Here is a 13,481-nt window from a genome sequence, read left to right on the forward strand (position 1 = left end):
ACGGAGTTATCACATGAATTCGTTATCCCGCACACAAAAACCACGGGCAGGTTTTACCCTGCTGGAAGTGATGGTGGTGATTGTTATTCTTGGCGTCCTGGCAAGTCTGGTGGTGCCTAACCTGTTGGGCAACAAAGAGAAAGCCGATCGGCAAAAAGCCATCAGCGATATCGTGGCGCTGGAAAACGCACTGGATATGTACCGACTGGATAACGGGCGTTATCCGACCACAGAACAGGGGCTTGAGGCGCTGATCCAGCAGCCAGCCAATATGGCGGACTCCCGCAACTACCGTACTGGTGGATACATTAAACGACTGCCAAAGGATCCGTGGGGCAATGATTATCAGTATCTCAGTCCGGGTGAAAAAGGGCTGTTTGATGTTTATACCCTGGGGGCGGATGGTCAGGAAAACGGGGAAGGCGCTGGCGCAGATATCGGTAACTGGAATTTGCAGGAGTTTCAGTAAGCAGTGCCTGAACGCGGATTCACACTTCTGGAAATCATGCTGGTGATTTTTCTTATCGGCCTTGCCAGTGCGGGCGTGGTACAGACTTTTGCGACCGATTCTGAATCGCCCGCGAAAAAAGCGGCGCAGGATTTTCTGACTCGCTTTGCGCAGTTTAAGGACAGGGCAGTGATCGAAGGGAAAACACTCGGTGTGCTAATCGACCCGCCTGGCTACCAGTTTATGCAGCGTCGTCAGGGGCAGTGGTCGCCCGTTTCCTCGACCCGGTTATCGGCACAGGTTACGGTGCCGAAACAGGTGCAGATGCTGTTACAACCCGGAAGTGATATCTGGCAGAAGGAATATGCGCTGGAGCTGCAACGTCGTCGACTGACGCTGCACGATATTGAACTTGAGCTGCAAAAAGAGGCGAAAAAGAAGACGCCGCAGATCCGTTTTTCGCCTTTTGAACCCGCCACGCCGTTTACGCTGCGCTTCTACTCGGCGGCGCAAAACGCATGTTGGGCGGTAAAGCTGGCACACGATGGCGCGTTATCCCTCAATCAATGTGATGAGAGGATGCCATGAAGCGCGGATTTACCTTGCTGGAAGTGATGCTCGCGCTGGCGATTTTTGCGCTGGCTGCCACGGCGGTGTTACAGATTGCCAGCGGTGCGCTGAGTAATCAGCAAATTCTTGAGGAAAAAACGGTAGCGGGCTGGGTGGCTGAAAACCAGACCGCGCTGCTCTACCTGATGACCCGCGAGCAGCGGGCGGTCAGGCAGCAGGGCGAGAGCGATATGGCAGGAAGCCGCTGGTACTGGCGAACCACACCGCTGAGTACAGGCAACGCGCTGCTCCAGGCGGTGGATATTGAAGTCAGCCTTCACGAAGACTTTTCGTCGGTGATTCAGTCACGACGCGCCTGGTTTAGCGCCGTGGGAGGCCAACAGTGAGAAGGACTCGCGCTGGTTTCACGTTACTGGAAATGTTGGTGGCAATTGCCATTTTTGCCTCGCTGGCACTGATGGCGCAGCAGGTGACTAACGGCGTCACGCGCGTGAATAGCGCCGTCGCCGGACACGATCAAAAACTAAACCTCATGCAGCAAACGATGAGTTTTCTGACCCACGATCTGACCCAAATGATGCCGCGTCCGGTAAGAGGCGATCAGGGCCAGCGTGAACCAGCGTTACTGGCTGGCGCTGGCGTGCTGGCGTCTGAGAGTGAAGGAATGCGTTTTGTGCGCGGCGGTGTGGTTAACCCGTTGATGCGTCTGCCGCGCAGTAATCTGCTCACCGTCGGTTACCGCATTCATGACGGTTATCTCGAACGGTTAGCCTGGCCGCTGACCGATGCCGCAGGCAGCGTGAAGCCGACAATGCAAAAGTTGATTCCGGCCGATTCGCTCCGTTTGCAGTTCTACGACGGCACGCGCTGGCAGGAGAGCTGGTCGTCAGTACAGGCGATCCCTGTGGCGGTACGCATGACCCTGCATTCGCCGCAATGGGGCGAGATTGAACGCATCTGGTTGTTACGCGGGCCGCAATAATCATGATCACCTCACCACCAAAACGCGGAATGGCACTGGTCGTGGTGCTGGTATTGCTGGCAGTTATGATGCTGGTAACCATCACGCTTTCCGGGCGGATGCAGCAGCAACTGGGAAGAACGCGCAGCCAGCAGGAGTACCAGCAGGCGCTGTGGTACAGCGCCAGTGCAGAAAGCCTGGCGCTGAGCGCGCTCAGTCTGAGCCTGAAAAATGAAAAGCGCGTGCATCTGGAACAGCCGTGGGCTTCCGGCCCTCGTTTTTTCCCACTGCCGCAGGGGCAAATCGCCGTCACTCTGCGTGACGCACAGGCCTGCTTTAACCTGAATGCCCTCGCTCAGCCCACAACGGCGTCGCGTCCGCTCGCGGTACAACAACTGATTGCCCTGATCACGCGCCTGGATGTGCCTGCTTATCGGGCCGAACTGATAGCCGAAAGCCTGTGGGAGTTTATTGATGAAGACCGCAGCGTGCAGACGCGTCTGGGCCGTGAAGACAGCGAATATCTCGCCCGCTCGGTGCCTTTCTACGCCGCCAATCAACCGCTGGCCGATATCAGCGAGATGCGCGTGGTGCAGGGAATGGACGCCGGGCTTTATCAAAAACTGAAACCGCTGGTCTGTGCGCTGCCGATGACCCGCCAGCAAATCAACATCAATACTTTAGACGTCACGCAAAGTGTGATTCTTGAGGCGCTGTTTGACCCGTGGTTAAGCCCTGTTCAGGCGCGGGCGTTATTACAACAACGTCCGGCGAAGGGCTGGGAAGATGTCGATCAGTTTCTTGCACAGCCGCTACTTGCTGACGTCGATGAGCGTACTAAAAAACAGCTAAAAACCGTCCTGAGCGTGGACAGCAATTACTTCTGGCTGCGTTCAGATATCACCGTGAATGAGATTGAACTGACGATGAACTCGTTAATTGTCCGCATGGGCCCACAACACTTTTCGGTTCTCTGGCATCAGACAGGAGAAAGTGAGTGAGTTCCATCCTTGAGATTTTTTTCCCGCTTTGCGCCGCTGATCCCATCCATTGGCAGCGCCGTACACCCGATGTGGAGCACGGTATCTGGTCTGACGTTGCTAACGAACAGCTCCAGCAATGGCTGCAAACTGATGCGATTCGACTCTACATTCCCGGCGAATGGATCAGCGTCTGGCAGGTTGAACTGCCTGATGTCGCCCGTAAGCAGATACCGACCATTCTGCCCGCCTTACTGGAAGAAGAGCTGAACCAGGATATCGATGAACTGCATTTCGCCCCGTTGAATATCGACCAGCAACTGGCAACCGTAGCAGTGATTCACCAACAGCATATGCGCAACATTGCGCAGTGGTTGCAGGAAAACGGCATCACCCGCGCTACCGTCGCGCCGGACTGGATGTCCATTCCTTGTGGGTTTATGGCTTGCGATGCGCAACGGGTTATCTGCCGCATCGATGAATGCCGGGGATGGAGCGCCGGGCTGGCGCTGGCTCCGGTCATGTTCCGCGCCCAGCTCAATGAGCAGGATTTACCGCTTTCGCTAACCGTAGTCGGCATTGCACCGGAAAAGCTATCAGCATGGGCTGGCGCAGACGCTGAACGCCTGACCGTTACAGCTCTGCCCGCCATTACCACTTATGGCGAACCGGAAGGGAACCTGCTGACAGGGCCGTGGCAGCCTCGCGTCAGCTACCGAAAACAGTGGGCGCGCTGGCGGGTGATGATTCTGCCGATATTGCTGATTCTGGTTGCGCTGGCAGTGGAGCGGGGCGTGACGTTATGGAGCGTCAGCGAACAGGTGGCGCAAAGCCGCACCCAGGCGGAGGAACAGTTCTTAACGTTGTTCCCGGAGCAGAAGCGGATTGTGAATTTACGCTCTCAGGTGACGATGGCGCTGAAAAAATATCGCCCACAGGCCGACGATACCCGGCTGCTCGCCGAGTTGTCAGCGATAGCCAGCACCCTGAAATCAGCGTCACTTTCCGACATCGAAATGCGTGGTTTTACCTTTGATCAAAAACGCCAGATACTTCACCTCCAGCTACGGGCCGCGAACTTTGCCAGTTTCGACAAACTGCGTAGTGCACTGGCAACCGATTATGTTGTGCAACAGGACGCGTTACAGAAAGAGGGTGATGCGGTTTCCGGCGGCGTAACGTTGCGGAGGAAATAACATGTTACGCGATAAATTTATTCACTATTTTCAGCAATGGCGTGAACGCCAGTTAAGCCGTGGCGAACACTGGCTGGCACAACACCTGGCGGGGCGTTCTCCGCGTGAAAAGGGCATGTTACTGGCAGCGGTGGTGTTCCTGTTTAGCGTCGGATATTACGTCCTCATCTGGCAGCCGTTGAGCGAACGGATAGAACAACAGGAGACAATGTTGCAGCAACTGGTGGCGATGAACACCAGACTGAGGAGCGCCGCGCCGGATATTATGGCGGCGCGAAAATCCGCCACAACAACGCCTGCGCAGGTATCGCGGGTTATCAGTGACAGCGCTTCCGCGCACTCGGTAGTCATCAAGCGGATAGCCGAGCGTGGGGAGAATATTCAGGTCTGGATAGATCCGGTGGTGTTTAATGACCTGCTGAACTGGTTAAACGCGCTGGATGAAAAGTATGCGCTGCGGGTGACACAAATTGATGCCAGTGCTGCTGAGAAGACTGGGATGGTGAATGTGCAGCGGCTGGAGTTTGGACGGGGGTAAAGTATCAGGAGATTAGTATCAATAAAATTACTCTCGTTAACGTGGCGAGAGTAATTCCCCCAGACTTTATAAGCAAACTTTTTTCGTGAAGGTTATTGTCAGATCCAAAAGCAAAAACCCGCCTTGTGGGCGGGTTCTTAAGAATTAGTGGTGCCCGGACTCGGAATCGAACCAAGGACACGGGGATTTTCAATCCCCTGCTCTACCGACTGAGCTATCCGGGCAACGGGGCGCATTAAACCTGATTCGCCTCGTCTCGTCAATCAAATTTCTTCAATTTACTGCAGACTGCACAATCTATCATCACTTTGCCGCTATTGCACGCATTGTCAGGCAAACCAGGCGGTCCAGGCGGCGGAAAGCGGCATTGCCAGAAGGAGTGCTGGAAGCATGTTGACCACCGGGAACATTTTAATGCCACAGATGCGTAATCCGGTTGCCAGCAGCAATAAACCGCCTACGGCGCTGAAGTCTGCCATCATCGACGGTGTGGTCAGCGGTAATATCAGCGCGGCAGCCCACGCCAGCGTTAACTGGATGATCAGTAATGGGATACTAATTACCGACACCGCAATACCCAGCGAGCAGGCGAAGATCATCGCCGTAAAGAAATCAAGAAATGACTTGGCGATTAAAATACTCGGATCGCCGGTCATCCCTTCGTTCATCGCCCCGAAGATCCCGGTGCCGCTGGCGCAAAACAGGACAATAATCGCGACATAATTCTGAATAAAAGATTCATGCGCTGGCTTCTTACGTGAGTGACGAAACAGATTTTGTGCTTTGGCGACTGCTGTATTGACACCTTTCTCCAGCAAACAAATTTCGCCAATTAGAGCGCCAAGTAGCGTAGCTAAAACCATCGCTGGAAGGTTGGCGCATTTCACAACCAGTAAAATACCAATCCCCAGCGATGCCAGACCAAAAATAGATGTCATGGAGACGCGGATACGTTCCGGTAAGCGTTGGCTGAGCAGTGCGCCGAGAACGCCACCCAGTAAGACTGCACTAGCGTTGATAAAAGGGCCGATGACCACAAGAGTTCCTGTTAGCTGTATTGTTTGATTTTCTTATTATGAACTTTTTGCCTTGTTGATGGCTTGTCTGGTCGCAAAGTCCTGGCTTGCACGCTTTAGCGAAAGGTGCCATGATTGCGCGAATTTTCTCCTCTCTGTACGGAGTTTGCCCGATGCACGCCATCTCCTTACATTCTCTCGCTTATCGCCGTTTCGCGCGAAACGTTTCCCTTTCTATGTTACTGCTCATGCGGTGAAGTTAACGCACGCTCACTGCAGGACAACAGTAAAATCAGAGCGTTTCTGCTTTTACTGATGTCTGGCGGTCGGAGCTGGTGACCAGTTTGACCCATATCTCATGGGGCAGGGTTTTCCACCTTGTCCGGTATTCTTACTTCCCCGAAACGGGTTTGCGCTTATGAAATCAATGAATATTGCCGCCAGTAGTGAACTGGTATCCCGACTTTCTTCTCATCGTCGCGTGGTGGCGTTGGGAGATACTGATTTTACGGACGTCGCGGCAGTCGTCATTACCGCTGCGGATAGTCGCAGTGGCATTCTTGCGTTGCTTAAGCGCACCGGTTTTCATCTACCGGTGTTTTTGTATTCCGAACATGCTGTTGAATTACCTGCGGGCGTTACGGCGGTAATCAACGGCAACGAGCAGCAGTGGCTGGAGCTGGAATCCGCAGCCTGTCAGTATGAAGAGAATTTGCTGCCACCGTTTTATGACACGCTGACGCAGTACGTTGAGATGGGCAACAGCACCTTTGCTTGCCCTGGACATCAACATGGTGCGTTTTTTAAAAAGCATCCTGCCGGACGCCATTTTTACGATTTCTTTGGTGAGAACGTCTTTCGCGCCGATATGTGTAACGCTGACGTAAAATTGGGCGATCTGCTTATTCATGAAGGATCGGCGAAAGATGCGCAGAAATTCGCAGCCAAAGTCTTTCATGCCGATAAAACCTATTTTGTGCTGAACGGCACATCGGCAGCGAATAAAGTGGTGACGAATGCGCTGTTAACGCGTGGCGATCTGGTGCTCTTCGACCGTAACAACCATAAGTCGAATCATCACGGCGCGCTGATTCAGGCGGGGGCGACGCCGGTCTATCTGGAAGCTTCACGCAACCCGTTTGGTTTCATTGGCGGTATTGATGCGCACTGTTTTAATGAAGAGTATCTGCGCCAGCAAATTCGCGACGTTGCGCCAGAAAAAGCCGAGCTGCCGCGCCCGTTTCGCCTGGCGATTATTCAGCTGGGAACCTATGACGGAACTGTCTATAACGCCCGTCAGGTGATCGATACCGTTGGGCATCTGTGTGATTACATTCTGTTTGATTCCGCGTGGGTCGGTTACGAACAATTTATCCCGATGATGGCGGATAGCTCGCCGCTGCTGTTAGAACTTAACGAAAACGATCCGGGGATTTTTGTGACCCAGTCGGTGCACAAACAGCAGGCTGGATTCTCACAGACGTCGCAGATCCATAAAAAAGATAACCATATCCGCGGACAGGCGCGTTTTTGCCCGCATAAGCGGTTGAATAACGCCTTTATGCTCCATGCTTCTACCAGCCCTTTCTATCCGCTGTTTGCTGCACTGGATGTTAACGCCAAAATTCATGAAGGGGAGAGTGGGCGTCGGCTGTGGGCTGAGTGCGTTGAGTTGGGTATTGAGTCGCGCAAGGCTATTCTTGCGCGCTGTAAGCTGTTCCGCCCGTTTATCCCGCCCGTTGTTGATGGCAAATTGTGGCAGGATTATCCGACATCTGTGTTAGCCAGCGACCGCCGTTTTTTCAGTTTTGAGCCGGGGGCGAAGTGGCACGGCTTTGAAGGATATGCCGCGGATCAGTATTTTGTTGATCCGTGCAAGCTGTTACTCACTACACCAGGTATCAATGCCGAAACTGGCGAATATAGCGACTTTGGCGTTCCGGCGACGATTCTGGCGCACTATCTGCGTGAGAACGGCATTGTGCCGGAGAAGTGCGATCTCAACTCCATTCTGTTCTTATTAACTCCGGCGGAAAGCCACGAGAAGCTGGCACAACTGGTGGCGATGCTGGCGCAATTTGAACAGCATATTGAGGATGACTCGCCGCTGGCTGAGGTGTTGCCGAGCGTTTATAACAAATATCCGGTGCGCTATCGCGACTACACCCTGCGCCAGTTGTGTCAGGAGATGCACGATCTGTATGTCAGTTTCGACGTCAAAGACCTACAAAAAGCGATGTTCCGCCAGCAGAGTTTCCCGTCAGTGGTGATGAACCCCCAGGATGCGCATAGCGCTTATATTCGCGGTGAAGTGGAGTTGGTGCGGATTCGTGATGCCGAAGGGCGAATTGCGGCAGAAGGGGCGTTGCCTTATCCACCTGGCGTGCTTTGCGTGGTACCCGGGGAAGTCTGGGGTGGGGCGGTTCAACGTTATTTCCTTGCACTGGAAGAAGGGGTGAATTTGTTGCCGGGATTTTCGCCGGAGCTGCAAGGTGTTTATAGCGAAACCGATGCGGATGGCATGAAACGGTTGTACGGTTATGTGTTGAAGTAAGAATAAAAAAAACGGGTCACCTTCTGGCGACCCGTTTTTCTTTGCGTAATTAGTGGCTAACCGTCTGTGTGCCTGTCGGGACACGAACGTGTTTATATTTGAACATCGCCATGAACGCGAAGGCCAGAACCACGGAGTAACCAGCGAAAATCAACCATACGGTCTGCCAGTCGGTAATGCCGTTTTGGGTGTACATCTCAACAACTTTACCGCTCACGATGCCGCCGAGGATACAGCCGAAGCCGTTAGTCATCATCAGGAACATCCCTTGTGCACTGGCGCGAATTGCCGGGCTAACTTCTTTTTCGACAAACACCGAACCAGAGATGTTGAAGAAGTCGAATGCGCAACCGTAAACGATCATCGACAGTACCAGCAGTACAGTACCGAACGGAGTCGGGTCGCCGTAAGCAAACAGCGCAAAACGCAGGATCCACGCCACAATACTGATCATCATTACGTTCTTAATACCGTAGCGGCTTAAGAAGAACGGGATGGTCAGAATGAACAGGGTTTCAGAGATCTGCGAAATCGACATGATGATTGACGCATGCTGCACAATAAAGCTGCTGGCAAACATCGGATCTTTGTCGAAGCTGTGCAGGAAGGTATTACCGAACATGTTGGTAATCTGCAGTTCCGCGCCCAGCAGCATTGAGAAGATAAAGAAGATTGCCATACGCTTGTTTTTAAACAGCGCGAATGCATCGAGGCCCAGCAGGGTTGTCCAGCTCTGATTCGCTTGCTGTTTAGCAACCGGAATATGCGGCAGAGTCAGGGTAAACAGAACCAGAATGGCGGAAAGTGCTGCGCCAATATACAGCTGCATGTGGCTTAATTCGAAGCCAGACAGGCTCACCACCCACATTGCCATGATAAAGCCGATGGTGCCCCAGATACGGATTGGCGGGAAGTCAGTAACGATATCCATCCCGGCATTTTGCAGGCGATAGTAAGAGATGGTGTTGATTAACCCAAGCGTTGGCATATAAGCAAACGAGTTAATCAATATCACAAGGAACATCGCCTCCGGTGTCGTGACCTGTGCCGCCATGAACAGCGTGATAGCGCCAATGGTGTGGCAAATGGCATATACCCATTTCGCACTTAACCATTTGTCGGCCACAATCCCCAGCAGCGCAGGCATAAAGACCGCGGCGATACCCAGTGAGCTATAAACTGCGCCAATAGAAGCACCGTCAAACTTCAGGGTAACAAACATATAGGAGCCGAGGGTCGTCAGCCAACTTCCCCACAGACAGAACTGCAGAAAAGAGAGGATTTTCAGCTGCAGCTTAAGATTCATGTTAATTTCCTCACATCGTGATGCGGATGAGTGTTTGAAAAAGCACATTTGACCGTGCGAGATGATGGGATTCTATCAACTTCGCGGACTGGTTTTTTGTTACCTGTGGCAAATAATTGCAAACATTCCCAATTTGCAAAACGAAATTGTGATGTGGGTAACATTTTTGCCCCTGAGCATCGTCAGGGGCGGTTAATGGAATTATCGGCGGCGGTAGGATTTTTGCGCGGTATTCACTTTATAAAGATAACGGCGAGATTCCGCAGAGGGATGGCGGGTCGTCAGCGTCTGATAAACATCGCCCGGCGTCATGGTGTTAATAATATTGGCAGCCTGAATCTTATCATTCGAAAAGACTCGCAGCACGCTGCCTGCGCCGCCGTTATAGGCGGTGATGACGGCATAACGCCGCGATGTTGGGTTATCAATTCCGCCGAGATAAACATTGTTCAGCATCGCCAGATACGCGGTGCCGGTATCAATATTGCTGGCAGGATCAAACAAGAAACTGCGGCTCGGCGTGCCGGATTTCCCCTGCGAGCGGAACACATCTTTCCCGGCAGTATGTTGTACCACCTGCATTAATCCCAGCGCATCGGAACGGCTGACCGCATATGGGTTAAAGGAAGATTCGGTCTGCATAATCGCCAGAATCAGCGACTCATCAACGCCATATTTCCGTGACGCCTGGCGGACCATGCCGAGATATTTGTGCGCACGTTTATCAAGGTGGTTCGGCACCATGTTAATGGTAACGCTGTAGATGATACGCAGCCCGTTGCTGCGGCTCTTCAGACGGTTTTTCAGCAGATAATCCGCGAAGTTGCTCGCGCGACCTTCCCAGCGAATCGGCTGCCCGGTGTTGTCCACCACCTGACCGTAAAGGAAAGGTTCTTTCGAAATCGTAATATCATCAACGTCGGAATAGAGATCGACCGAACTCGGATCGTCACCCATCAGCAACGTTTTGATAATTGCCCGGCGCAAATGCGCGGCAGGTTCTGTCCCGGCGATAGTTTCGATAGTAATCGTACCGTCATCGAAGTTGATGTGGCTGCGGGTCTGATATTGATCGGTGTATTTCACGTAGTCCTTAGGACCGGCGATCACCACCTCTTTGAATCCCCAGATGTTCTCAATATTGTGGGCAAATTGCCCCATCAGAATATCAAAACCGTTGGTATCTTTGACCCAGGCTTCGTTATAGGTATCGCCTTTTTTGGTCGTCGAACAGGAGATGAGCAACGGCGCAATCAAAGCCAGCGCGAGATATTTTTTCATCATTCCGGGTGCGTGTTGTGTTTGTTTTTATGCAAGTTGCCGGAGGCGTGCTCCGGCACTGTTTTTATTTTTTATCTTCCGGCGTATAGCCCTCGATATGCACCTCTTTACCCTCGAACAGGAAGTTGACCATCTCCTGCTCCAGCAGCTTGCGGTGCTCGGCATTCATCATGTTGAGTTTCTTTTCATTAATCAGCATGGTTTGTTTGTGCTGCCACTGCGCCCAGGCTTCTTTGGAGATCTCGTTATAGATGCGTTTTCCCAGCTCGCCGGGGTACAGCTGAAAATCCTGACCTTCTGCTTCACGTTGCAGGAAAGTACAAAAAATCGTTCTGCTCATAAATCATCCTCTTTATCGACTCACGCGCTAAACCGGCGCGCCAGTGCGTAACTGCTGTAACAAACGCTCCACGGGAGCCGCCAGGCCAACTGACGGCGGTTGCGCTAAGTTATACCAGAGCGCATTGCCTTCATCCATGCAGCCGGTGAATGACGACACGGGAAGCCACATAGGCACAATATCTAAGTGGAAATGGCTGAAAGTATGGCGAAACGCGGTCAGCTGCGTCAGGTTATCGGCAGCAATCTGCCGTTGCGCCAGCCAATGCCGCAAACTTTCTTCGTCGGCAAACTGCGGGAAACAGTATAAACCGCCCCACAATCCGCTCGGCGGACGCTGCGCCAGCAATACTTCATCTTCGTGCTGTAATAGCAAAAAGTAGCCGGTGCGCTCCGGCAGCGTCTGTTTCGGTTTTTTGCCCGGATAAAGCGACCAGCTATTGTTGGCGGCGGCAATACATCCGTTTTGTAGCGGACAGAGCGAACATTTCGGTTTCGAGCGCGTACAAATCATCGCGCCCAAATCCATCATCGCCTGATTAAACCGTTCCACGCCGACCGCGGGCGTCACCTGCTCGCTTAAACTCCATAATTTATTCTCGACCTCTTTTTTCCCAGGCCAGCCGCTTACAGCATAGCAGCGCGCCAGCACGCGTTTGACGTTACCGTCGAGAATCGGAAAGTGCTTACCCAGAGAAAGCGAGAGAATCGCGCCTGCGGTGGAACGCCCGACGCCCGGTAACGCCGCGACTTCTTCAAAGGTTTCCGGGAATTTACCGCCGTGTAAGGTCGCCACTTGTTGTGCCGCTTTATGCAGGTTGCGCGCGCGGGCGTAATAGCCAAGCCCGGTCCACAAGTGGAGAACTTCGTCGAGCGGCGCATTGGCGAGATCGGTCACCGTCGGGAAGCGCGCCATAAAGCGTTCAAAATAGGGGATAACGGTCGCAACCTGAGTTTGTTGCAACATCACTTCTGAGAGCCATACTTTGTAGGGCGTCTTGTCAATTTGCCAGGGCAGCGTTTTCCGCCCGTATTTATCGTACCAGTCCAGAACCTGGGCTGAAAATTGCGACGCTTGCATGGTCACCGAATTCACTGTTGTTGGGGGCAAGATTGCAGCACAGCGACGGCAGGGTGTAAACCGGAACTTTCCGCAGCCACGGCCTTATCATGCTTGCATCCGGCAACTAACTTTGGATAATGCCCGTTTTCAGAACACTTTCACAAGCGACTAAATCTTTATGAAAAACGACGTCATTTCACCGGAATTTGATGAAAACGGCCGCCCACTGCGCCGTATCCGTAGTTTTGTGCGCCGCCAGGGGCGACTGACCAAAGGCCAGGAACATGCGCTGGAAAACTACTGGCCGGTGATGGGCGTTGAGTTCAGCGAAGATATGCTGGATTTCCCCGCGCTTTTTGGCCGTGAAGCGCCGGTGACGCTTGAGATTGGTTTTGGCATGGGGGCGTCGCTGGTGGCAATGGCTAAAGATCGCCCTGAGCAGGACTTCCTCGGCATTGAAGTGCATTCACCGGGCGTTGGTGCGTGCCTGGCTTCTGCGCATGAAGAAGGTTTAAGCAACCTGCGCGTGATGTGTCACGATGCGGTTGAAGTGCTGCATAAAATGATTCCTGACAATTCATTGCGCATGGTGCAGCTCTTTTTCCCTGACCCGTGGCACAAAGCGCGCCATAATAAACGCCGTATCGTACAGGTGCCGTTTGCCGAACTGGTAAAAAGCAAACTGCAGCTGGGGGGCGTATTCCATATGGCGACCGACTGGGAACCTTATGCGGAACATATGCTTGAAGTGATGTCTTCTATTGACGGTTATAAAAACCTGTCAGAGAGCAATGATTACGTACCGCGTCCGGCATCACGTCCGGTGACGAAATTTGAACAACGTGGTCATCGTCTTGGTCACGGAGTATGGGACTTAATGTTCGAGAGGGTGAAATAATGGCAAAGAACCGTAGCCGTCGTCTGCGTAAAAAAATGCACATCGACGAATTCCAGGAATTAGGATTTTCGGTGGCATGGCGATTCCCGGAAGGTACATCGGAAGAACAGATTGATAAAACCGTTGATGATTTTATTAACGAGGTTATCGAACCGAACAAACTGGCCTTTGACGGCAGCGGTTATCTGGCCTGGGAAGGTCTGATCTGCATGCAGGAAATCGGCAAATGCACCGAAGAACATCAGGCGATTGTGCGTAAGTGGCTGGAAGAGCGCAAACTGGATGAGGTACGCACCAGCGAACTTTTCGACGTTTGGTGGGACTAAGAAAG

The 13,481-nt window shown here is 52.7% G+C and carries 16 protein-coding genes and 1 tRNA gene; 11 read left to right on the forward strand and 6 right to left on the reverse strand.

Annotated elements, in window-relative coordinates; genetic code table 11:
* Positions 1-13 precede the first annotated feature (13 nt).
* From gspG to yghD, 7 genes are read left to right on the forward strand one after another with little or no spacing between them, the layout of a single operon-like run.
* Positions 14-469, forward strand: coding sequence for a type II secretion system major pseudopilin GspG (gspG, locus tag FTE26_RS15250; protein ID WP_001087296.1), 456 nt, complete (start codon positions 14-16; stop codon positions 467-469).
* Positions 470-472: 3 nt separating this feature from the next.
* On the forward strand, positions 473-1,036 hold the full coding sequence (gspH, locus tag FTE26_RS15255) for a type II secretion system minor pseudopilin GspH (protein WP_001115140.1): 564 nt from the start codon (positions 473-475) through the stop codon (positions 1,034-1,036).
* Positions 1,033-1,404 carry a type II secretion system minor pseudopilin GspI gene (gspI, locus tag FTE26_RS15260; protein WP_000820125.1) on the forward strand — a complete coding sequence of 124 codons (372 nt, stop codon included), beginning with the start codon at positions 1,033-1,035 and terminating at the stop codon, positions 1,402-1,404. The genes gspH and gspI overlap by 4 nt, the downstream gene beginning before the upstream one ends.
* Entirely contained in the window at positions 1,401-2,000 is a 600-nt protein-coding gene (gspJ, locus tag FTE26_RS15265; RefSeq protein WP_001255040.1) for a type II secretion system minor pseudopilin GspJ, read from the forward strand. Before gspI ends, gspJ begins: the two co-directional genes overlap by 4 nt.
* A 2-nt stretch (positions 2,001-2,002) precedes the next feature.
* The gene (gspK, locus tag FTE26_RS15270) at positions 2,003-2,980 is read left to right on the forward strand and encodes a type II secretion system minor pseudopilin GspK (protein WP_000633238.1); all 978 of its coding nucleotides are present in this window, start codon (positions 2,003-2,005) and stop codon (positions 2,978-2,980) included.
* A complete protein-coding gene (gspL, locus tag FTE26_RS15275; RefSeq protein ID WP_000094962.1) occupies positions 2,977-4,155 on the forward strand; it encodes a type II secretion system protein GspL in 1,179 nt (392 codons plus the stop codon). The genes gspK and gspL overlap by 4 nt, the downstream gene beginning before the upstream one ends.
* Before the next feature lies 1 nt (position 4,156).
* On the forward strand, positions 4,157-4,693 hold the full coding sequence (gene yghD / locus FTE26_RS15280) for a GspM family type II secretion system protein YghD (RefSeq protein ID WP_000942795.1): 537 nt from the start codon (positions 4,157-4,159) through the stop codon (positions 4,691-4,693).
* Between the two features lie 148 nt (positions 4,694-4,841).
* Here the strand turns inward: yghD and FTE26_RS15285 are convergent.
* Positions 4,842-4,917, reverse strand: a tRNA-Phe gene (locus FTE26_RS15285).
* Between the two features lie 105 nt (positions 4,918-5,022).
* Positions 5,023-5,730: a DUF554 domain-containing protein gene (locus FTE26_RS15290; RefSeq protein ID WP_000234514.1), complete on the reverse strand. Its 708-nt coding sequence runs from the start codon at positions 5,728-5,730 to the stop codon at positions 5,023-5,025.
* Positions 5,731-5,882: 152 nt separating this feature from the next.
* On the opposite strand from FTE26_RS15290, the gene yqgH reads away from it, so the two are divergent.
* Both yqgH and speC read left to right on the forward strand, forming a co-directional pair.
* Positions 5,883-5,966 (forward strand): protein YqgH, encoded by an 84-nt coding sequence (yqgH, locus tag FTE26_RS15295; protein ID WP_211180506.1) that lies wholly within the window; start codon positions 5,883-5,885, stop codon positions 5,964-5,966.
* Between the two features lie 161 nt (positions 5,967-6,127).
* Positions 6,128-8,263, forward strand: a complete 2,136-nt coding sequence (speC, locus tag FTE26_RS15300) for an ornithine decarboxylase (protein WP_000839764.1) — start codon at positions 6,128-6,130, stop codon at positions 8,261-8,263.
* 49 nt (positions 8,264-8,312) lie between these two features.
* Here the strand turns inward: speC and nupG are convergent, their stop codons facing one another.
* From nupG to mutY, 4 genes are all read right to left on the reverse strand, one after another.
* Entirely contained in the window at positions 8,313-9,569 is a 1,257-nt protein-coding gene (gene nupG, locus FTE26_RS15305) for a nucleoside permease NupG (protein ID WP_001049791.1), read from the reverse strand.
* 201 nt (positions 9,570-9,770) lie between these two features.
* Positions 9,771-10,850: a membrane-bound lytic murein transglycosylase MltC gene (gene mltC, locus FTE26_RS15310; protein ID WP_000760323.1), complete on the reverse strand. Its 1,080-nt coding sequence runs from the start codon at positions 10,848-10,850 to the stop codon at positions 9,771-9,773.
* 64 nt (positions 10,851-10,914) lie between these two features.
* Complete coding sequence (locus tag FTE26_RS15315) at positions 10,915-11,190, reverse strand: oxidative damage protection protein (RefSeq protein WP_000091700.1); 276 nt, start codon at positions 11,188-11,190, stop codon at positions 10,915-10,917.
* 27 nt (positions 11,191-11,217) lie between these two features.
* Positions 11,218-12,270 carry an A/G-specific adenine glycosylase gene (mutY, locus tag FTE26_RS15320; RefSeq protein ID WP_001297399.1) on the reverse strand — a complete coding sequence of 351 codons (1,053 nt, stop codon included), beginning with the start codon at positions 12,268-12,270 and terminating at the stop codon, positions 11,218-11,220.
* A 160-nt stretch (positions 12,271-12,430) separates the two neighbouring features.
* Between mutY and trmB the strand changes: the two genes are divergently transcribed.
* Both trmB and FTE26_RS15330 read left to right on the forward strand, forming a co-directional pair.
* Positions 12,431-13,150: a tRNA (guanosine(46)-N7)-methyltransferase TrmB gene (gene trmB, locus FTE26_RS15325; RefSeq protein WP_000786911.1), complete on the forward strand. Its 720-nt coding sequence runs from the start codon at positions 12,431-12,433 to the stop codon at positions 13,148-13,150.
* On the forward strand, positions 13,150-13,476 hold the full coding sequence (locus FTE26_RS15330; RefSeq protein WP_001107564.1) for a YggL family protein: 327 nt from the start codon (positions 13,150-13,152) through the stop codon (positions 13,474-13,476). The genes trmB and FTE26_RS15330 overlap by 1 nt, the downstream gene beginning before the upstream one ends.
* The last annotated feature ends 5 nt before the right edge of the window (positions 13,477-13,481 follow it).

It is taken from the genome of Escherichia sp. S10b (assembly GCF_028421345.1).
Taxonomy (GTDB): Bacteria; Pseudomonadota; Gammaproteobacteria; order Enterobacterales; family Enterobacteriaceae; genus ECMA0423.